At 52.6% G+C, this 20,835-nt stretch carries 19 protein-coding genes and 1 pseudogene; 6 read left to right on the top strand and 14 right to left on the bottom strand.

Going from position 1 to position 20,835, the window contains the following annotated elements:
* Window positions 1-136 precede the first annotated feature (136 nt).
* Together TH4_RS08635 and TH4_RS08630 are read right to left on the bottom strand one after the other, a co-directional pair.
* Window positions 137-691: a sugar O-acetyltransferase gene (locus tag TH4_RS08635; protein WP_064780693.1), complete on the bottom strand. Its 555-nt coding sequence runs from the start codon at window positions 689-691 to the stop codon at window positions 137-139.
* Window positions 692-826: 135 nt separating this feature from the next.
* Window positions 827-1,795 carry an alpha/beta hydrolase family protein gene (locus TH4_RS08630; protein ID WP_064781016.1) on the bottom strand — a complete coding sequence of 323 codons (969 nt, stop codon included), beginning with the start codon at window positions 1,793-1,795 and terminating at the stop codon, window positions 827-829.
* Window positions 1,796-1,974: 179 nt separating this feature from the next.
* On the opposite strand from TH4_RS08630, the gene TH4_RS08625 reads away from it, so the two are divergent.
* On the top strand, window positions 1,975-2,595 hold the full coding sequence (locus TH4_RS08625) for a TetR/AcrR family transcriptional regulator (protein ID WP_064780692.1): 621 nt from the start codon (window positions 1,975-1,977) through the stop codon (window positions 2,593-2,595).
* A gap of 18 nt (window positions 2,596-2,613) precedes the next feature.
* Here TH4_RS08625 and TH4_RS08620 read toward each other — a convergent pair whose 3' ends face one another.
* Both TH4_RS08620 and TH4_RS08615 read right to left on the bottom strand, forming a co-directional pair.
* Window positions 2,614-3,660, bottom strand: a complete 1,047-nt coding sequence (locus TH4_RS08620) for a patatin-like phospholipase family protein (protein WP_064780691.1) — start codon at window positions 3,658-3,660, stop codon at window positions 2,614-2,616.
* Between the two features lie 106 nt (window positions 3,661-3,766).
* A complete protein-coding gene (locus tag TH4_RS08615) occupies window positions 3,767-4,897 on the bottom strand; it encodes a LysR family transcriptional regulator (protein WP_064780690.1) in 1,131 nt (376 codons plus the stop codon).
* A 165-nt stretch (window positions 4,898-5,062) separates the two neighbouring features.
* Here TH4_RS08615 and TH4_RS08610 point away from each other — a divergent pair, with 165 nt between their 5' ends.
* Entirely contained in the window at window positions 5,063-6,286 is a 1,224-nt protein-coding gene (locus TH4_RS08610) for a hypothetical protein (RefSeq protein WP_064780689.1), read from the top strand.
* On the opposite strand, the gene TH4_RS08605 is transcribed toward TH4_RS08610, so the two are convergent.
* Window positions 6,287-7,240 carry a LysR family transcriptional regulator gene (locus tag TH4_RS08605; RefSeq protein WP_064780688.1) on the bottom strand — a complete coding sequence of 318 codons (954 nt, stop codon included), beginning with the start codon at window positions 7,238-7,240 and terminating at the stop codon, window positions 6,287-6,289.
* Window positions 7,241-7,449: 209 nt separating this feature from the next.
* Here TH4_RS08605 and speB point away from each other — a divergent pair, with 209 nt between their 5' ends.
* From speB to TH4_RS08585, 4 genes are read left to right on the top strand one after another with little or no spacing between them, the layout of a single operon-like run.
* Entirely contained in the window at window positions 7,450-8,466 is a 1,017-nt protein-coding gene (gene speB, locus TH4_RS08600) for an agmatinase (protein WP_209272177.1), read from the top strand.
* A gap of 60 nt (window positions 8,467-8,526) precedes the next feature.
* The gene (locus TH4_RS08595; protein WP_064780687.1) at window positions 8,527-9,504 is read left to right on the top strand and encodes an ABC transporter substrate-binding protein; all 978 of its coding nucleotides are present in this window, start codon (window positions 8,527-8,529) and stop codon (window positions 9,502-9,504) included.
* Between the two features lie 39 nt (window positions 9,505-9,543).
* A complete protein-coding gene (locus tag TH4_RS08590) occupies window positions 9,544-10,338 on the top strand; it encodes an ABC transporter permease (protein WP_064780686.1) in 795 nt (264 codons plus the stop codon).
* Between the two features lie 14 nt (window positions 10,339-10,352).
* Entirely contained in the window at window positions 10,353-11,153 is an 801-nt protein-coding gene (locus TH4_RS08585) for an ABC transporter ATP-binding protein (protein ID WP_063087222.1), read from the top strand.
* A 198-nt stretch (window positions 11,154-11,351) separates the two neighbouring features.
* Here the strand turns inward: TH4_RS08585 and TH4_RS08580 are convergent, their stop codons facing one another.
* The 9 genes and pseudogenes from TH4_RS08580 to TH4_RS08545 form a co-directional block, all read right to left on the bottom strand.
* A complete protein-coding gene (locus TH4_RS08580) occupies window positions 11,352-11,735 on the bottom strand; it encodes a hypothetical protein (protein ID WP_064780685.1) in 384 nt (127 codons plus the stop codon).
* An 11-nt stretch (window positions 11,736-11,746) separates the two neighbouring features.
* A pseudogene (locus TH4_RS21025) lies at window positions 11,747-11,908 on the bottom strand (HNH endonuclease); the annotation flags it as partial.
* A 242-nt stretch (window positions 11,909-12,150) separates the two neighbouring features.
* On the bottom strand, window positions 12,151-12,465 hold the full coding sequence (locus TH4_RS08575; RefSeq protein WP_064780684.1) for a hypothetical protein: 315 nt from the start codon (window positions 12,463-12,465) through the stop codon (window positions 12,151-12,153).
* Window positions 12,466-12,578: 113 nt separating this feature from the next.
* Window positions 12,579-12,809, bottom strand: coding sequence for a DUF6966 domain-containing protein (locus TH4_RS21020; RefSeq protein ID WP_064780683.1), 231 nt, complete (start codon window positions 12,807-12,809; stop codon window positions 12,579-12,581).
* 281 nt (window positions 12,810-13,090) lie between these two features.
* Window positions 13,091-13,747: an Imm63 family immunity protein gene (locus tag TH4_RS08565; RefSeq protein WP_064780682.1), complete on the bottom strand. Its 657-nt coding sequence runs from the start codon at window positions 13,745-13,747 to the stop codon at window positions 13,091-13,093.
* Window positions 13,744-14,010 carry a TNT domain-containing protein gene (locus tag TH4_RS21015; RefSeq protein WP_083997025.1) on the bottom strand — a complete coding sequence of 89 codons (267 nt, stop codon included), beginning with the start codon at window positions 14,008-14,010 and terminating at the stop codon, window positions 13,744-13,746. Before TH4_RS21015 ends, TH4_RS08565 begins: the two co-directional genes overlap by 4 nt.
* Window positions 14,007-14,693 carry a transposase gene (locus tag TH4_RS08555; RefSeq protein WP_064780680.1) on the bottom strand — a complete coding sequence of 229 codons (687 nt, stop codon included), beginning with the start codon at window positions 14,691-14,693 and terminating at the stop codon, window positions 14,007-14,009. Before TH4_RS08555 ends, TH4_RS21015 begins: the two co-directional genes overlap by 4 nt.
* Before the next feature lie 213 nt (window positions 14,694-14,906).
* Complete coding sequence (imm40, locus tag TH4_RS08550) at window positions 14,907-15,200, bottom strand: Imm40 family immunity protein (RefSeq protein ID WP_167351208.1); 294 nt, start codon at window positions 15,198-15,200, stop codon at window positions 14,907-14,909.
* Between the two features lie 39 nt (window positions 15,201-15,239).
* Window positions 15,240-20,834: a two-partner secretion domain-containing protein gene (locus TH4_RS08545; protein ID WP_167351207.1), complete on the bottom strand. Its 5,595-nt coding sequence runs from the start codon at window positions 20,832-20,834 to the stop codon at window positions 15,240-15,242.
* Between the last annotated feature and the right edge of the window lies 1 nt (window position 20,835).

Raw genomic sequence — 20,835 nt, 5'->3', positions numbered from 1 at the left:
GACACCCTGCAAAGGTTTGTCCCAACTTGGAGCTCGTCACTCGCTCCATGGCAACCGCGTCCACCCCTGGCCGGTTGCCTCTTTTTTTGCACTGTCATTCCCGCGCAGGCGGGAATCCTCGCAAAGGATAAACACCTCACCGCGCAATCGGCTTTGCCGGATTGCCAACAACCGTCGCACCCGCCGCAACATCGCGCGTCACCACGGCCCCGGCGCCGATGATCGCATCATCCCCGATGCTGATCCCCGGCAGAATAATCGCCCCGCCGCCGATCCAGACATTGTCGCCAATCGTCACCGGTCGGGCGATTTCCAAGTGCTGCTTGCGAAGCTCCGGATCGCGATGATGATCGGCACAGTAAATCTGCACATTCGGGCCCAGCATCGAATGCCGCCCGATCTTCACGGGGGCTGTATCAAGGATCACACAGCCGACATTCAAAAACACGTCGGAGGCCAAATGGATATTGATGCCATAGGCACAATGAAACCGCGCCTCGATCCGCACATCATCAGCACACGATGCGAACAGTGCGCGCAGCTTTGGCCCGATATTGCCGCGCTCTGCGGGATAGAGCACGCTATGTTCATGGCACGCCTCAAGCGCGCGATGGCGCATCACGGTGAGTTCCGGATCAAGGCAGGAATACCATTCCCCGGCCTGCATTTTTTCAAGTTCGCTTTGGGCCATGATGTTCAGGGACGTTGTTCAGGGACGTTGTTCAGGACGGTATTCACGTTACGCCCGATTGCGGGCAACTGCAATCTGCACAGCACCCCACTGCTGACGCCGCCGACCACCATGGCCCGCAAAGCAGGTCGAAATTTACTTGCCCGTCACATGCGCCAGTTCCGCACCATGGGTTGCCAGCGCATCACACGCCTTGGCCCATGCCGGGTCGCTGTCATCAAATGCGCTGCGCAGATAGGCCGCACTCATCCGCTGGGTCACGGCAAGGCGATCGGGATCTTCATCATCGGCTTCCTTGGCATCGTAGCCTGCAATACCGCCTAACCCGTGCTTGCCGCCCTTAAGGGTCAGCAAATAATCACCGCCCGGGCTGCAATGGAACGGGTCGGTGTGCCATGCCGCCCCGCGCGTGGTCAGGTGCGGGTTATCGTCCTCATCCCCCGCCACCACAAGGGTGCGTGTCGTCATATGGGAAAAGTCGGGGTTAAGCGCGGTATAGTTCGCGCGCGCATGCTCGCTCAGGCTCTCCCCGCCATTGCCCGGGGCCGCCAGCAACACACCGACCTTGATCCGCGGCTCCAGAAGGTTGACATCCTGCGCGTCCGGATCGGCAATATCGGTCAACCGCGCGCCAAGTAACATCCCCACCGTCTGCCCGCCAAGCGAATGCCCGACCGCCGCAATCCGGTCATGATCAAGTCGCCCGTCAAGGATCGGGTGAGCGGCTTCGATGTCGGACAAATGGTCAATGATATGCTTGAAGTCTTCGACCCGCGACCGCCAGAAAAACGGTGCCCCCGGTGCGTCCGGCCCAAACCCGGCAACTTTCGAATTGCCATGGGTCGGCTGGATCACGGCAAAGCCCTGCTCTGCGTAAAACTGTGCCAGCGGGCCATAGCCATTCATCGACGGAATATAAAGCGACGGCCCATGCCCGTGCGACAACAGGATGATCGGAAAATGATCGCCCACCGCAGGCAGGGTAATCCGCATTTCAATTGGCTGCGGCCGATCAGCAACCGGCAAAATCACCGGACAAATCGAAAGGGCCGGCACCGCATCCCGAACCGGAATATGACGGGCACTGGTGATCAGATTGTTCATGAAAAGCATCCTTGTTTTGCTTGGCGAAACCATCGACTTCGCCTATAAACCAACAAACGGAACGACGTTCCTGTTGCCAATCCAAATACGGAACAATGTTCCGTTTATCAAGCATGAATTTCAACACCCGGACTCCGTCCGCGTGCGATCACGCTGGCTTATTGTGGAAAAACAAAGCGATGCAGGAAGAAATCCCCGGCACAAAAAAACGCATCCGTGCTGATGCCGCCCGCAATGAAGATGCGGTGCTTGAAGCCGCCAAGACGGTTTTTGCCACCTCGGGTGTTGATGCACCGGTGCGTGAAATTGCCAAAACCGCCGGGGTTGGGGTCGGCACGCTCTATCGCCGTTTTCCCAAACGAAGCGATCTGGTCGTTGCCGTGTTCAAACGCGAAGTTGATGCCTGTGCCGCCGATGCCAAAACGCTGGCAAAGGACCACCCTCCGGGCGAGGCCCTGTCGCGCTGGCTCAGGCGCTATTGCCAGTTTATCGTCACGAAAAAGGGATTGGCATCGGCCCTTCATTCGGGCGACCCGGCCTTTGATGCCCTGCCCGATTACTTCCGCAGCAACTTTGAACCGGCCCTGCAAAACCTGCTTTCCGCCGCCGCCAAGGCGGGCGAAGCCCGATCAGACATCGATGCCTATGATCTGCTGCGCGCCATTGGCAACCTTGCCAGTGCCGGAAGCACCTCAGGGGGCAAAGCGGGCGACGACCCCGAACATCATGAAGGCATGCAACATACCTATCGCATGCTGGATCTAATGATTGATGGCCTGCGCTACGGCAAATCGGGCTGATTGGCCGACGACAACGCCCTAAACGTAATCGGGCGCAAACTGTTCAAGATCAAGCGTCAGGGTTTTGCCGATATCGCCGCGATGTTTTTCAAGAAACACCCCTGCTGCCTCACGCCCCTTGTCGCGCAGCATGGTCATGAAATCCCATTCCGCATTCATCTTCGATGTATGATCCAGCTCAAGCATCACGTCACTGGCAATCAGATGCATGCGCATGGTGCCCCAACTGCTGGCTTCGCATTGATGGGGCGGCATGTCCTTGCGGATCACCGACATCATGCGCAGTTCCTTGACCAAGCTGCTGTTAAACGAAATCTCGTTCAAACGGCTTGATATCTCGTGCGAGGTTTTCGGGATCCCCGGCCGTTTCACCGGATTGATCTGTACGAGCACCGTGTCATTGGCCGAACATTCCCGTACCAGCGGACCGAGGCTGGGGTTACCGGAATATCCCCCGTCCCAATAGGGCACGCCATCAATCTCGACGGTCTTGTAAATATTGGGCAAACAGGCCGAGGCCAGCAAAACATCAAGGCTGATATCGGGGTTGCGAAACACCCGTGCCTGCCCGGTTTCGACATTGGTCGCGGTGATGAAAAGCTTGGTCGGGCTTTTGTTTAACAAATCAAAATCGACCACATCGGCCAAAAGCGCCGCCAGCGGATTATCCCCCGCCGGATTAAGGTCATAGGGCGAAAACAGTTTCGCACTCATATCAAGCCACTGATACATCGGCGAATTGCCAAGCGACCAATTGCCAAACAAAACATCAATCGGGGAACGTTGCAGCGGGCTGAACCGGGCGGCCTCGGAAACCGCAGACCAGAACCGCTCAAGATCCTCGCGCGCGCCGTCATATTTGCCCTTGCAAAAGCCCGACGTCACCACGGCGGCATTCATCGCCCCGGCCGACGTGCCCGAAATCGCCTCAAGCTCGATCTCTTCATCCTCAAGCAAGCGATCCAGAACGCCCCAGGTAAACGCCCCGTGCGATCCCCCGCCCTGAAGAGCAAGGTTGATCTGTTTGCGGTTGGTCGCCGTCGATTGCTTCGCACGCTCGCTCATGCCATCTCCTGCACCTGGGTCATATTGTTCGGCTCACTGGTCATGATATGTCGCAAACCGCACCATCTGCCAGCAATGATATCAAATGACCGAAAACGACCCCGGCCTAATACCACGTCAAACTGGCCGGAAGGTCCTGTTTGGGGGCAAGCGCAATCACCTGATCAAGGAACAGCCGCGCAATCGGTGACAGGCTTTTGCTTTTGCGCGTAATCACGCCGATATGGCGATGGCGTTCCGGGGTGGTGAGTGGCACAAACACCAGCTTTTCCGGTGCCGCCATATCCGAAACCCTTGCCGCCAGTTCCGGCAAAACCGTGATCCCCACCCCTTCGGCGACCATGGCCGCCAGCGTAATGGTGTTGGATGTTTCAACAATCGGACGCGGCAGGATCGGGCCGCTTGCGCCCAAGGCAAGCTCCCCGTCTTCCCGTGTGTTGCTGGCATTCGGATCAAGCGATTTCAGCACCTTTTCCTCGGCCCGCATCGCCTTTTGCGCCCGGGCCAGAACCGTCTTCGCCGCAGGAATACCCGCCGCCACCGCGTCGCGCACAGCAGGGCTCAGGACCGGCATGGTATCGCTTGAAAGATCGCTGGTCACACCGGGCTGCGCCATCATTGCGCCAGTCCCGGATTCAGGGCCCAACCCGACAAGCTTCTCGCCGGTCAAGTCCGACCAGCGCAAAACAGATTTTTGGGCAAAGGCATGATCGGCCCGGCACAGCACGCCAAACCGGTCGGAAAATAGCGGGCGAAAGGCAATATCGGGCAACGCCTGCCACTCCCCGGCAATGCCGAAATCGGCGGCATTATTTGCCACCGCCTCATGCACTTCACCGGCATTGCGTTCATCCAGACGAATGCGCGCATCGGGATGGGCGGCGACAAATTCGGAAATCACGGCGGGCAAAATGCGGGTCAGAACCGAGGGTGCGGCCGCAATCGTAATCTTGCCCCCGACACCCTTGGACAACGCATCAAGGTCACCAAGCGCCTCTTCAAAATCGGCCAACAACCGCCGGGCAATCGGCAGGAACCGCTCCCCGGTCTGCGTCAGCGCCACCTGCCGTGTCGTGCGATCAAAAAGGGCGGCCCCCGTCACATCTTCAAACTGGCGAATGGTTGCGGTAACCGCAGGCACCCCAAGGCCCAAAACCCCGGCCGCAGCCGTAAAATTCCCCTGATCGGCAACTGCGACAAACACACGCATATGACGGATATTAAGCGATGACAGCATGGTCTTGGTGATCCGTTTTGGTTAATTCCCCTGCCCCGACAAACCATAACGCCCAAGCAGCAGACGAGCAAAAGGCTAATAGGCTTTTACATCGCCAAATGCTACTTTTAAGAGTATAATATTCAAAATTTGCGCGCAATATTGGAAGCTGGGCGAGTCATACCAATGAGCAACAAGAGCCAAACGGATCAACCCCTCACCCTTGAAGGAGACGACGCTCTTCAACTTTGGCGGAAAGGCAGAGCCGCATGGAACGAGTGGATTGCGAAGAACTCCGGCGCATATATCAATTTTGGAAACACCAATTTTAGCCATGAACGAGACAATGATGGAGACCTTTCTTTTTCCGGATATGATTTCGGAACTGGAGGGGCCTCTTTCGTTCGAGCCGAGTTTGGCGATGGTGATGTTGACTTCTCAGAAGCTACTTTTGGTGGAACGGAAGTAGATTTCTCTTTTGCAAAACTTAGTAGCGGAGACCTGTTCTTTACGAAAACTAGGTTTCTGGCCAGCTCCTCGTTCGCCAGAACAGACTTTGGTATTGGCGGACTTTATTTTGAGGATACATTTTTTTCAGGTGATGAGCTCGAAATGAGCCTGGCAAAAATTGGAGAGCTTTTCTTTCGGCCCGCGTCAATTGAATTAAAGGAAATTAATGCTCAAGGACTTCATGTCAAAGGACTAGGACTTTTTGACCTTTCCGAATCCTCTTCTAAATTAGAACTATTAGATTTGTTAGGCTCATCATTCGAAGGACCGCTTTTCTTAAAAGGAAATTTGAACAGTGTGCCAAATCTTCTAGCAACGAGATCTTCAAATCAAGTTGAACTCAGCGAACTAAAAGTGATGTTACGTCGCAAATCTCCGTTTCATAATTGGCTTAGACATATATACAAGGTAGCAGTTGATCCGGAGGATTCAGTTCGGCTGCGACGCTTAAAAGAAATTGCTGAAACCAACAAAGACCATCAGACCGCATTAAGATTTTCAGCAGACGAAAATAGAGCTAGGAGGTGGCAAGAAACATCATTTCTTGGTTCATTTTTGGATGCGATCTTTAGCGCTTCTAGCAACTATGGGCAGAATATCCTTAGACCCTTTGTCGCCCTCATACTGCTGACACTTGCGAGCATCTGTCTATACAAAACGTTTGCAAGCGAATTATCACTCACTTTGGAAAAGAGTTGGGGCCATGCAATCACCTTAGCAGCTAGCAACAGCCTCCCATTTCTACCACAGTCTCGCAGCCTGCGAGACGACGCGATAAAAGTCCTTTATAGCGACGCCCCAAACTTACTTGTCGACGCTATAATGATCGGACAAGGTATCCTAAGCTTCATCTTCCTGTTCCTGATCGGCTTGGGTTTGCGCAACCGCTTCCGCCTCTAATCACTTCTTATCCAGCGTCGGCGGCACGGTTTTGATTGCGGTCACCGTCGGATGGACCTCGATCAGGCATTCGCGGAACACACGCGCCATGCGTGACATCACCGATTGCGGGAAGTTGGCGACACACATGGCGATCTTGAAGCTGAGCAGATCAGGTCGAAGTGCGCGCATTTCACCGCGCTCCACCCATTGCCGCGCGAAATGGGTTGGCAGGAAGCTGACGAACTTCCCGCTTCGGATCAGATAGGCCAGCCCTTCCATGTCATAGGCCGTCGCACTGGGCGGATGTTTGAACAGCGACTGGAACGCAAGCGCCACCGAATAGCCGCGCCGGGCGTATTTCTGTTCGGCCAGTTGTTCGATTGGCATTTTTTCATGGGCCTTTTCAAACAACGGATGCTCCTTGCCGCAATACATCGTCTGTTCTTCGTGAAAAAGCTGCTGCATCTGCACGGCCGCGTTCATCGGCTGGTTGGGCATGACGGCGATTTCCATCTGCCGACTGAGCAACGCGTTTTCAATCTGGTTGGGCGACACCACGACAAAGGTCGGATGTACGCCCGGCGCGCGTTCATGAAACAGCGCAATCGCCCGATCCAGCTTGCAATTGGGGTTTTCGACCATGGCATCGACAACACCAATGCGAAGCTCCCCCACCATATTGCCGCGGATCGCCCCGACTTCGGCCCTAAATGAGTCGGCCGCGGCAAACAGTTTGATCACCTCGCTATAGATCTTTTGCCCATGTTCGGTCAGCGAAAAGCCCGACCGCCCGCGCCGACAAAGCTTGACCCCCAACCGGGTTTCAAGGGCGGACATCTGGGTGCTGATGGTCGATCTTGAAATGCCAAGCTCGTCCTGGGCGGCGGTGAAACCGTTGCTTTCGACGATGGTCCTGAAAATCCGCAACTGGCGGAAATCGACATCACTGAGCGGCGGAAGTGTTACTGACATCGGCGGCAGACCTTCGTGAAAGCATTACGTTGAAAAAATCAGACGTTTAGTTTGAAAGTTTCATATTATTGAACACGTCCCCGCGTGGCAATGTTTGGGCAAGCTTTTGAGATAATTGCCGTGACCGCGCTCACCCCACCCGACCGCGACGGCTTGCCGCCACCATCGCCACCATCGCCACCATCGCCACCACGCCAGGACCTGCCTTCATGCCCAACACTGCTGACAAAACCGATACTGCGTCCGCTATTTCCTTTGTTCCGCCCTCGGCGATGACCCTGCCGCGTTATGCCGGGGTGGCAAGCTTCATGCGCGCGCCGCATTTGTCGATTGAGAACCCGGTCTTAAGCGAGGTCGATATCGCCATGGTCGGCGTGCCATGGGATGGCGGCACCACCAACCGTCCGGGTGCGCGGCACGGACCGCGCCAGTTGCGCGATCTATCGACCATGATCCGCCCCAAACACCCGGTCACCAGCCAGAACCCGTTTGAAGACCGCAATATCGCCGATCTGGGCGACGCGCCGGTCAATCCGGCCGACATCATGGATACGCTGGAAAGTGTGACGGGCTTCATCGCCAAGCTGAAATCAAAGGGCATCACGCCACTCAGTGCCGGTGGCGATCATTTGCTGTCCTATCCGATCTTAAAGGCACTGGCCGCCGATGGCCCACTCGGCATGGTGCATTTCGATGCCCATACCGACCTTTTTGACAGCTATTTCAACGGCTTCAAATATACCCACGGCACGCCGTTCCGCCGCGCGATCGAGGACGGCTACCTTGATCCCAAGCGCGTAGTTCAGATCGGCATTCGCGGCACGATGTATGACGGCGAAGATGTTGAATGGGGCCTGGCCCAAGGCGTTCGAATCATCCGCATGGAAGAAGTGATTGATCGCGGCATCGACGATGTCATGGCCGAGGCGCGCGATATTGTTGGCATGGATAAAACCTATGTCAGCTTTGACATTGATTCTGTCGACCCGGCCTTTGCACCGGGCACCGGCACGCCGGAAATCGGCGGCTTCACCAGCCGCGAGGCGCAAAAAATGATCCGGCTGTTGGCCGGTCTAAACCTTGTGGGCGCAGACCTTGTCGAGGTCTCGCCCCCCTTCGATCCTTCGGGAGGAACAGCCTGGCTTGGCATTTCGCTGATGTATGAATTGCTGTGCGTGCTGGCCGGGTCAAACGCCACCAGAAACCCGAACCGAAAATCGGGCTAAGGCCAAATCAAAGAAACCAAAGTCTAAATCAGAGAGCATCTCACACCGGAGACACCATCCATGAAACGCATTCTTTCGAAAATCTGCCTGTCGGGTGCGGCCCTCGCAACCGCCTTCTCGCTTTCCACCGCCGCCTCGGCCGAGGAACTGACCATAGCCCACTCGACCTGGGTTGGCTACGGCCCGCTGTATATCGCCCAGGACGAGGGCTTCTTTGAAGAAGAAGGCCTTGATGTCAAACTTGTCGTGATGGAAGACGTCAAAACCCGTATGCCGGCCCTGGCGGCTGGCCGGATTGATGTTGCCGTGACCACGATTGATACCGTTCTTGGTTTTTACACCGACGACCATCCGCTGACCTATCTGTTTGCGCTTGATGATTCACGCGGCGGCGACGGCATTGTTGCCAATGCCGACATCAAAACCATCGAGGATCTCAAGGGCAAAAACGTCGCCTATACCGAGGGGTCTGTTTCGCAGTTCTTCCTGAGCGTCCTTCTCAAGGAAGCTGGCATGAGCCTTTCTGACGTCAATTCGATGAACATGTCGGCCGGTGATGCCGGTGCGGCCTTTGTCGCCAAGCGTGTTGACGCGGCTGTAACGTGGGAGCCGTGGCTGACCCGTGGCAAGGACACCGAACATGGTCACCTTCTGATCGATAGCTCCAAGGCACCGGGCCTGATCACCGATATCGCGGTGACGACCGAGGAAACCCTTGAAGCCCGTCGTCCGGAAATGGAAGCGCTTTATCGTGCATGGGCCAAGGCGATTGCCTGGCAGAAGGCCAACGAAGAAGCCGCCGACATGATCATGGCAAAGGGTGTGGGCGGCTGGCTTGAAGATCCGGCGGTCTTTGCTGAAACCCGCGCGGGCATTGCGTTTTATGATGACGCAATGAACAAGACCTTCATGGATCCGGCCAACGAAGATGGCATTGTCGGCACCATTGCCAATGCCATGACCCTCGGCAAGGAAAGCGGCCTGATCACGCTCGAAGCCGATCCCAAAAGCCTGCTGGCTGCGGACATCGTGAAATAACAAACGTCACCACGTTCAAGACTTAAAAGAGCAAGCATCATGTGGACCAGATCCCTCTTCTCGCCCAAGACCGATATCGACAAGGGAACCTATGTCACCCTGTCGCTGATTTCGGTTGCTGTTATCCTGGCCCTGTGGTGCTTGCTCACCTATGGCGGGATCACGCCCCGGGACTTCCTTGCCGCCCCGCACGAAGTGGTGGCCGCTGGCATCAAACGCATGGCCAATATGTCTTTGTTTGAACATATGTGGGCAAGCCTTGTTGTCATCCTGTCGGGCTTTATCCTGGCTTCCATCTTTGCCGTTCCGATCGGCATCCTGATGGGCAGCTTCCGCGCGGTGCAGGCGCTGATTGAACCGATCACCGGTTTCATGCGCTATATCCCGGTTTCGGCCCTGATCCCGCTTTTGATCCTGTGGATCGGCATCGGGATCGAACAGAAAATCATGGTGATTTTCCTCGGCACCTTCTTCCAGCAGCTTATTCTGATTTCCGATGTTTCAGCCCGGATTTCCAAGGATCTGATTGATTGCGCCTATACGCTGGGTGCGGATCGCAGGCGGGTTGTGACGCGTGTGCTGGTTCCGGCCTGCATGCCCGGTGTGATGGATAACCTGCGGGTCACCATGGGCTGGGCCTGGACCTATCTTGTGGTGGCCGAACTGGTCGCGGCCGATACCGGCCTTGGCTATATGATCCTCAATGCCATGCGCGGGCTGTTTACCGACGTGATTTTGCTCGGTGTCTTTACCATCGGCATTCTGGGCCTGATCACCGATTTCTTCTTTAAATGGGCACGCCGGCGTTTGCTGCCCTGGTCTGCCGATTTTTAAGGGGCGATACAGTCATGAGCATGCTTTCCCTTCGTGACATCACGGTACGGTTCGAACCCAAGGGCAAACCACCGGTTCTGGCCCTTGATGACGTCTCGCTTGATGTTGCCAACGATACCTTTTCCGTCATTGTCGGCCCGTCGGGCTGTGGCAAATCCACGTTGTTGCGTCTTGTCGCCGGGCTTGAAACCCCGACATCCGGGCGGCTTGAACTCGATGGCCAACCGATCAACGGCCCGTCGGCCGATCGTGGCATGGTGTTTCAAAGCTACACCCTGTTTCCCTGGCTCACGGTTCGTGAAAACGTCATGTTCGGCCCGAAACTCAAGGGCCTTTCCAAATCCGAATGCGAAGACATAGCCGATGATCTGATCAAGGCGGTGCATCTTGACGGATTTGAAAAATCCTATCCCAAGGAACTTTCGGGCGGCATGCGTCAACGTGTGGCACTGGCCCGGGCCCTTGCCAATGATCCGCGCATTTTGTTGATGGATGAACCGTTTGGCGCGCTTGACAGCCAGACCCGTCAGATGATGCAGGAACTGCTGCTTGATGTCTGGCAAAGCCGCCGCAAAACGGTGCTGTTCATCACCCACGACATTGACGAGGCGATCTTCCTCGGTGACGAGGTCCACGTGATGTCCGCCCGCCCCGGCCTGATCAAGCAATCGCTTGATATCAATATCCCGCGCCCGCGCCATATCGATGCGCTCACCAGTCCGGAATTCATGGATTACAAACGCACGATCCTGTCACTGATGCATGACGAGGCGATCAAGGCCGAAGACGCCGCCAACCAGCGCAAATCGGCCTAAGCCCCGCAAACAAAGCGACAAAAACAAACACCTGCCTGACTTGCCACCACCCGACAGGCTCAGGCACAGGGAATGTGCGGCTCACAGCAAATCCCGCACATTCCCGACTTTTAACGTCAGGTGATTTTCCGTCAGGCTTTCGGATTTTTCCTTACCAGAGCAACAAGGTTTGTAAACCTCGGCGGAATACAATGACTTTCACAATTCAATAAACGGGAATGCCGCCCTGAAACGTTTTTCGACATGTGGATTCTCAGCTAGTTTTTGCAATGCCTCAGTACGCGATCTTGAGTCACTTGCAAAATTTGACCATCTTTTGAACCCGATTCCGTCTAGTGCGGCATTTTCATCATCTTTATGCAACCAGTACGGATTAAACCCCATGAGCTGAAGGGGTTTGAACTCATAAGACTCCTGAAGGTCAATAATATCCCAAAAATAAGCTGGGACCTCGCTTTCATTCTCAATAACCCAAAACAGCCACTGCTTAAACTCGTCAAAGGTTACAACGCCTGCTAGCAAGCATGATTTTGCAAAACCGATGTCATCACAGTTGTCTTTTGTCAGACGAAAACCAGCCATTTTTGCTGCCCTCAACTCATTGCTTCACCACCTATGTGACCGGTTTCTCTGTGAACAGTCTCGTCAACAAGCTGCATTCGGCCTGTATCTTGATGGTGATGCCACGTATAGCCGGGAGTCTTTGCATGACCCGACTGGATCGCCCGCAACGGCGAAGTGTCGAACTGTGCTCTTAGCTGCGGGTTCGTTTAAATATTTGCACGCAAATCCCGTGTAGCCATTCTCATCTGTGTTTGATAACTAGCGCTGCCAAAATCTGAACCAGTAAACCGAGTATCAAAAACCGTGTCATTATCAAAAATCGGTCACCCACGCTGGTCGTAAACCACATCAGTCACAGGATGCCGTTGCCCCGACAACGGGGGCGGTCATAACGATATGACCGGCGGCTATAATCCTACGCTCAATTTTTGAATTATGTTTTTCGTTCTAAAAACGATTTGAATTTTGGCCAAAATTTACCGTCAACCATGCACTCATTCTCATCATCCAGTCCAAAAAAAAGTGCTATTTCAAGTGCTTTTTCCTTACCGAGAGTAAAATGAGAGTCTTCTCTCTCCATTATTTCAAGGTAAAGGTATTCAAATGCCATGCTATATTCGTCGTGATCAAGATAGTGCTGAATATAATCTAGGTGATTTGAAGGAATAATAGTGGTGTTAGCATCGATTTCTGACTGAATATCAGAAACGAGCTTGTTCCAATCTCTATCTTTATTACCCCAACACATAACGGCCTCGGATTTGGTGGTAGGTCTGGAGGATATGCAGATACAATCTCGCCAAGGGAAAAGGGGACAGATCTATTTTTCTTCTTTTTGTCCGCTGCAAACTGACAGCCTCCCTACGCCGATGATCGCAAAAGTTCATAAAGCTGGGAACACAGCATATCAAATTCAGTACTCCCGTTCCTGTCAACTGTACCATCGGAATGGAAAAGGACGATATCATTCAATGACCCCATCCCTCCAAACAGTCCCTTAACCTGTAGCCTAAGGTCTTCAGAACAGAGTGTGTCTTTCCCGGCCAACACTTCAAGTTTATGGCCCCATTTGGAATCAGGATTTCCAGTCATTAAAAGCGAGGAAAGCCGTAAAAGTATTTCTACAATTCGTTGTCGTTGGTGTTCAGTCATTGTAAGGGCGAGCTCCCCACCTCTTGAACGCTCTCAATAGTCCATGGCTTCGGCGCCACAAGCTGTTGATTTTCTAGTTGAAAAAAGAGCCCCTCCCCTTTTTAGCTTTTACCACATAATATCAAGCTGAATGTCGGCGCTAGCCACGCCTGAGCAGCTGCGGGCACTCACAGATAGATTATGTCAGCACGCGGGGATCAAGTCAGGACGTCGATTTGTACTTACTGATTCTGACCACAATTAACTTCGACGCGGAACTTCTTTTTTAGCCATTCTTCAACACGCACCGCGTGGATTGGCTCTGGTGCCTTGTTTCCTGCACTTACCCGAACTGAATTACGGTAAAAAATCGCACCATCTCCTGCAGGTTCGAGGTCGTAATCAAAGATGCTGCCTGCCTCTTCGTATCTTACTGTGTATTTGTTTGGCATAGAAGCCGTCCAATCAGGGCTTAGCAGGCCAAACGGATCGTCGTTGAACGGATGTTTGAGAAGAATCTCATCCTGTTCTTTCTTCATTCTGACGCCCCAATCATCGGATATTTTTGAGATCTCTTCTATTGCCTTGGGAAACCATATTCTTCGACTGTCATCTGTTGGATGACGGTGTTTAAACTCATAAGCTTGAGCAACAGAAAATGCTAAGTTTCGGAAAATCCAATACATAAGCTCGTTCAAGTCATATGTTTCATCTCGATAGGTTTCATTACCGCGATCTGTACCAACCAAACTTAATTTGCCGGTTGCATCATACTCGACATGGCATCCTCCGCCGTCATCCCGAACAAAGAACTTGAAAGGAAACTCCTTACGGTGACCGAAAAAAAGCTCGCTAAGTTGTGCGTAGCGTTCTTTGATCTTCGTTTCTATTTCAATCATCCACTGATTTTCCTGATATAACCCTGTTCGATTAGCTCTTCGATCTTCATGGGCAGTTTGTGTTGAGTGCAGCCGCCGGGCTGATCAAACCAAGGAGCTGCAGTCCCTGGCTTTACGCCTTCAATCGGTTTTAAGACCTCATACTTTATTAGTGATCTCTCTATTTTGTCTTTCGAAGGTAGCGAGCGCTGCTCAAACGGCACGCCTACATCAGCGACAACAGGAAAAAAGGGGACAGATCTATTTTTCTGCTCCCATGTCAGTTTTTTGGCGGTCGTCCAGGCCCTCTTTGCTCAACTCTTGTGCCGATGATTTGAGCGATTTCATCGACAAATCTGGAATTTCCGGTCAATTGATTGCGTTTAACTGCATTGTGAATTTGCTGGTAGCACTCTTCGGAAATCCCTTCTTTGACGAACTCAGCATAGCGTTCTCGCCACCTCTTTCCGGTTCCCCATAGCTTGGTGCCCGGAAGCGGACTCAGCCAGTTATCAGGCTTAGTGTCGGTGCGAAGCGAATAGCTCGACCAATCGTACTTACCAGCTTCCGTTACCATCCCGGCACGCACCGGGTTCAATTCGATATAGCGGCAGCATTCGAGAAGATATGTGCCCGTTTGAACCGGGCTTGATTTGAACCGTCCTTCCCAGAGGGTACCTGAGCGGCCTTCGAGCTTATTGCGGTATCTGGTCATTCGACCGGCAAGCGTTTTCACAAGGCATGATGCCCGCTCGAGATCCGTGCCCGGATCAAGCAACAGGTGAACGTGGTTCGTCATCAGGCAAAAGGCATATACCTTTACGTCCAATGCCTTGCTGAATTCTTGGAGAATATCAAGGTAATAATGACAGTCCGCAGGCGATGCAAACACAGTCTGGCGGTTATGCCCGCGTTGCACAATGTGGTGCGGAAAATCTGGCAGGATAAGGCGTCCGGTACGGGGCATGTTTAATCGGCTTCCTGTGATATGCGACAAACATACCATATCTGTTCAAAAATAAATCTGTCCCCTTTTTCCCGTAAATCACAGTTTACCCATTTAACTGTATGGCGTTCTGATTGCTTGTTTCACAAATGACATTCAATTTTGAGTTTAAGCAAATATCTTTCAGAAAATAAATCCACTCCCTTTCCTGCCCCTTCTCGCATTCCTGAATTATTATGTTTTCGGAACTATTGCAAAACCCACCTTTCCTTTAGGGTAATTCAAAATATATTCTTTGGCTTCTAATATACTTCTTTTTGTAAAATTCTGTTCATTCTCGTCATCTTTTTGATCGCAATACCAACTGTCATAAGTCTGATATATTTTTCCGTCTTCAATTTCGAATACATCACCGCCAAGCACCGCAATTTTTAAGTTCTCAAGCTGAGTGATTGCCCGAGCAGCTTTTTCCCGATCTAAAACCCAGTTTTTTATTCCTAAGTGATTGGCTGAAAATCCAACACTCAAGATAGAATCTATTTTCGTAGACCAAATAGGGCACATAACTCATTGTTCCGGGTTTTGCTTGAATAGTCGGTGATTAATAGTTCCATCAGCTTCTTTAATGAACTCAAAGACGCCTTTCTTTCCGTTGTATTCTCCGGGAATCTTTAACATGTCCCGCACGACACCATCTCCTCCAGTAATTTTCGTCACATATCCTGCCTCTTGGAATGCGAGAACACTATCGGGGAATGCATGATAATCACCTGTTTTGATCTGATTTATCACTTTTTGTGAGTACTTAGCTCCTGTAAAGAAATCATTGATAGTATCAATATTTTCCTTACGTTGTGAAATTCTCTGCATCGCCTGCTTTGCAGCATCAGCAACGTTTTGTGCGATTGCTTTACCGCTTGCACCAATCGCGGCGGGATTGTCCAGCATGTTCTGGACGATGACTTTGCCAAGAACTGCAAGTTCCTTGCTGCCGACTTTTACCGCTGCACCACCAAGCCCAGATACGCCACCTGTTAAGATATCAAAGACAAGGCCTGGCGCTTCAATTGGAACATCATTGTCAAAGACCTGATCCATCCGGGTGTAGCTGTAAACTGGTTGACCATTCTCAAAAGTCATGACACCGGATGCTGCGGCAAGAACTGCCATCTGCTTGGGATAAAGGTCCCAAAGATCGTCGATCATCTCCTCATATTGCGGGCTTTCCGGATCAATGGCCCCAGTTGTAGCACCGCATTGAACAATTTGGCAGCTCACACGGTCAAGTAGCTCGCGTTCCTGGAAAGGAGTCCGTCCACTCTCCTTGCTCATCTCCTCTGCGAGCAAGGTGTTAAGCTGTTTTTCTTCCCGATGCAGTTCCCTGTTATAGGTCCAGGCCGCATTGGCGATTTCAGATGCCGTATTGACCGCATCCGCGTCCCCGCCCGTCACGGCAACGGCAATTGCACCGGCCAAACCGGCAATCTGTGCGCGGGTCCCTTCATCGTCGGACATCGCATCAATCTGATCGCCCAGCACCTCCTGCAACCCGGCACCAATCGCGCCCGCGGCACAGCTCTGACTTGAAAGCTGCCCAACGCCACACCCGGCAACCGCATGCATTACGACTTTACGGATGTCACCGTCTTCAAGGTTCCACTGATCGACACCTGCCAGATCGCCGATCTTGGTTGCCAATTGGGCGGAAGCGATGCTGGCAACCGCACTGATCAGATTGGATTTTAAAGTATCGCCAATATCCGTACCGTTGATCGCAGCATTGGCGACGGTATTTGTCAGTGCCCGGATCGATTGATAGGCAATCTGGTCGCTAATTTCAGCCGTTTTTCCAATATCAATTACGGTGCCGTCAGCGTTGATCGTGCCAAGAATTCCGGCTGTAACGCCCGCGGTCACCATGCTGGTGGCAAGGGAGCGCAGGGTGGCAGAGGAACCAAGCTCTTTCAGAACAGCACCAAGATCGCCTTTGTTGTTAATCATTGAAATGGCCGCCGTGCTAGCCAGTGCTGTAAAGCCCGCGGAGACGGCGGCGGTAACAACGCCGGAGGCAACAGCTCCGGCACCCATGCCCTGGGCTGCCATTGCGCCCAAGGCGGCTCCTGCACCTGTACCCATGCTGATGGCAGTCACTGCAATCGCAATAACAGCGGCACCAGCACCACTCAGGCCTTCAGCCTTGTAATCCCAGCTTCGATGAACTTCTTGAACCGCGTGCCACGTGGCGTCATCACGCGCCATCATCTCGCCCATCCATTCAAGGCCAGGCGTTGCAGCAAGGGCTGTGACGGATTCCTCAAGATTTCCGGTATCGCGATATTCAATCACAACGCCGTTTCCAGCATTGACGATCAAGCCGCCATCGGCGGTGATTTCCGTCATGACAACGGTTTCATCGATATGACCGGTGTCGCGATTACTAAACCATGCGAAGTTTGATGATTCGCGGATTTTATGTTCGTAAAGGGAGTCCGTGTTCGAGAGCAGCGCAACCTGGCCTTCCTCTGCCGAAAGCTTGGTTTGCTCGCCACTGGACAGCTTTGATGCCTTGATCAGAACATCGCCATTTTCTGAAACGACGTTCAGAGCTCCACCAGCCTGCAGTGACGAGATGACAGATGTCAGGGCCTCGCGCGTGCCGGAGTTAAAGGAACTACTTTTGCGTCGTTCGCTGTGCTGGTATTCGTAATCCTGAAGAGCAACGACCTGTATGTTGCCATCTGCTTCAAGATCAAGGTTCCCGCCTGCTGAAATCTGGCTTCCGGCAACCGTAATGTTATCGCCAGATTTGATTGCAAGGTTTCCACTAATATCAACATTGGAGCCCTGATTATGCGTGCTACGTTGCTCAAGGCTGAAACCCGGAACCTCATAGTCAACATTGCGCGAAATCTCGGTCGCCGTGAAGGCAACATCCCCACCCGCGTCAAAGGTAGCATCCCCACCAGCGGAAATATCCGCTCCTTCGTTCAGAATATCCCGGCCGGCCTCAATGGACAGTGAATTGCCCGCTGAGATCTTGCCTCTGGACAGCAACATGTCCTGATATCCAAGGCTGCCGGTTAGGCGATCAGTGGCCGACATATTGACGACATCACCTGTCGCCGCGACAAGACGCAGATCGTTCCCTGCGTTGATCGTCCCGCCTGCATTGATGATCGATCCTAATGCAGTAAGCGACGTGTCATCGGTCGCCGTTATTTTCCCGGAATTGGCAATTGAATCAGCTAGAATACTGACGTCGGCGGCCGCAATAATTGCGCCTTCCGCTGTTATATCTGCCTTGTCGCCTCCCGCCAGATAAAGCTTGGGCACAAGGACTGTCTGTCCGTTCACCTCTTCTTCAACATACCAGACGATGCTCTCGGTCAGGGCCGCAATCTGATCGGCAGACAGCGCCGTGCCAACGCTCAGGCCAAGCCCCTGTTTCTGGGCTGCCGCGGCCTCGATAAGTTGACGCATTTGGGCGGCATCATTTTCTGTACTATTGAGGAAACGCTGACCGGTTTGCGCAATAACTTGCTCGCGGACCAGGCGTGTGTCGAAGAACGCGTCACCAAGTCGTTTTGGCAGATCCTCAACGACTGATTGGTCAAAGCCAATCTGATCAAAGAAATAATCAGACCCATAGAATGTACCGAAATCGGTGTGTTCAAATCGCGTTTCATACACATAGTTTCGGTCTTCGGGCGCTTCTGTAAAAAGACCCGGTGTCGGGGGCACATAAACACCACCGTTCGGTACAGTCGTAACAGGAATATTTGCCGGGTCGGGTATTGAATTGACCAATTCATCGACATAGGAAATGCCGTCCGATGGCAGACTGACCGCCCCCTGAACGATTGTGGTGTTATTTACCTGTCCGGTAAACGAGCCACTGAACGTTCCGCCCGCAACGATTTGAGCTTCATGACTGTCGATGATGTCTGATTCAACAAGTTTACGCGCATTGGTAAACTCGAACCACTTGCACGGACCGCCATAGCATCTCGTGAAGCCATTAGATGCCGAAGCTGTATGGTAAAGCCTTCTTGTAATTTGCGCGCCAACATTAGCAAGAGACGTGCCGGTAAGCTCAATATCCCGACCTGCTTGGATCTGGCTCTTGTCGTTGCTTATCGTTCCGCCCGTGACGAATAGATCGCGGCCAGATGAAATAACAGACTCAGAAGAATCCTGACTAACAACGTCCTGATAAACCTCTACCAAAATACCGTTTGAACTACTTTCAGTAGAGTAGTAGCTGGTATAATTGCTTTTCCATGGATGAGGGACATGAGCAACACCGCTTCCAGGGAAATAGGCGCATCCTTCGGGGCTTATTCCAGCACCAGGAACTGTATTACACCCCGGATGCGTCGTTTGATTGGCCGCATAACGCTGTTGAAACGTTCGCTGGCTCGATGTTGAAAAAGCAACTTTACGATTAAGCAACTCATCGGTCTTGATCCGAATATCGCCTTCGAGGCTTTCAATCGTGGCAGAGGCATTGTCAAGCAACGCCATGTTTCCATCATCAATGCCAACCAGCTCGATATCGCCACCGGCAATCAGGGTTCCTTGGTTATTAAACAGCGTGTCACCGACCAAAAATGACAAATCACCTGCTGCAAAAACAATATCTCGGTTTTCGAAGTCTGAGGTGACGCTCAGGGCCAGATTTTCAGAAACCTGAATCTCGCCATTATTGATCAGGGTTTTAATTGTTCCACCAAGATCACCGGCAATAGAAAGCTTGCCATTATTTATTAACTGACCACCAACAGTCAGCTCCGCAGGTCCGGCTGAGTAAACCTCTTCACTATCGACCGTCAGATCATTTGCCGCACTTAACCGCAGCCCGCCACCGCCAACAAGTCTCCCCCCAACGACAAGATTGTTCGTGCTGGCAACATCGAGTTTTCCTTCGGCTTCAAGCCCCCCCTCATTCGTCAAATCAGTTTGAATAATGATGTCGGCATCAGACTTGATAAGACCGGAACCAAGATTATTGAGTGTGTCCGAAACAACAGAGACACCACCATTTCCGATGATTGTCCCGGTATTTTCGATATGGCTGGTCTCAATATTAGTTTGCTGACCGCCCTTGATCTTGCCCTGATTTTCAAGCCGCGCCGCTTCGATCTGCAAGTGATCTCCACTTACAGAAGCTTCGCTCTGCACTTCAATTGCGTTATCGGCCTTGATCTGGGTAGTTTGCGATGCCTGAACGGTTCCTGTTACCGTAACGCTGTCCGCAGCGGACGCGACTGAGATATTTTGTGCCGAAGTCAAGTTATTGACGCTGATCTTGCCATCAGCGGATATCGTCAATTCGCCGCTTGACGCAGCAAGATCACCCGCAACCTTAACCCCCACGCCCTGTTCCGTACCGACCAGCCGAATACGATTGGCATACATGCCGCCAAGTAAACTTGAATCGATCGAAATACTTGGCTTTTCAGGGATATCTGATTTCGCAACGGCCTCACGAGAAGCATAATTTACCGTATTCCGTCCTGTGATTACGGACAGATCTCTCGCATGCAGATCTGCATTGATTTTGGCGGTACGGCTGATGATGTCGAAATAAGGAACGTTTGCGGCGTTGAGACCCGCCCCGTCGATCAGAATATCGCCAGTATCAACATCCACCCCCAGAAAGTCACCACTGCTATCGAACTGCGGAAGACCTGTGCTGAATGTTGCCCGCGGAGTATTGATGAACCCGCACCCGTTACAGGTTATGCCATTGGGGTTGGCCAGAACATATTCAGCACTTTGTCCAAAAATCTCCTGATAGCCAAGCAGATTGGACCGGCTTGCACCCGTGACCTCGTTCAGGATCAGTCGCGCAGAACCTGACGTCAGATTTGCATTCCCCGCGATCACGCCACCCAGTTGGGATTGTCCGACACTCCTGCTGTTATTCAGGATAAGACCTTCAACGCCAACGTTGAAATCCTTAAACTTGTTATGCGAAATGCCAGCGCCATTCGGATTGGCAATGTTTACAATCGGCACACCATTACGTGCCGCATCAAGGGAGGCCTGATTGTTTGCTGCAGCCTGATTATCCACAACAACCTGCGCCATTACCGGCTGGACAACAATGACAGCACTAAGTGTTACGCTGAGAATTTGTGTAGCAAACGACTTGAGCATG

Origin of the sequence: Thalassospira tepidiphila MCCC 1A03514 (assembly GCF_001662875.1) — a bacterium.
Taxonomy (GTDB): domain Bacteria; phylum Pseudomonadota; class Alphaproteobacteria; order Rhodospirillales; family Thalassospiraceae; genus Thalassospira; species Thalassospira tepidiphila.
The sequence above is the reverse complement of the archived record's forward strand: the minus strand, read 5'-3'. Positions and strand labels throughout refer to the sequence as shown.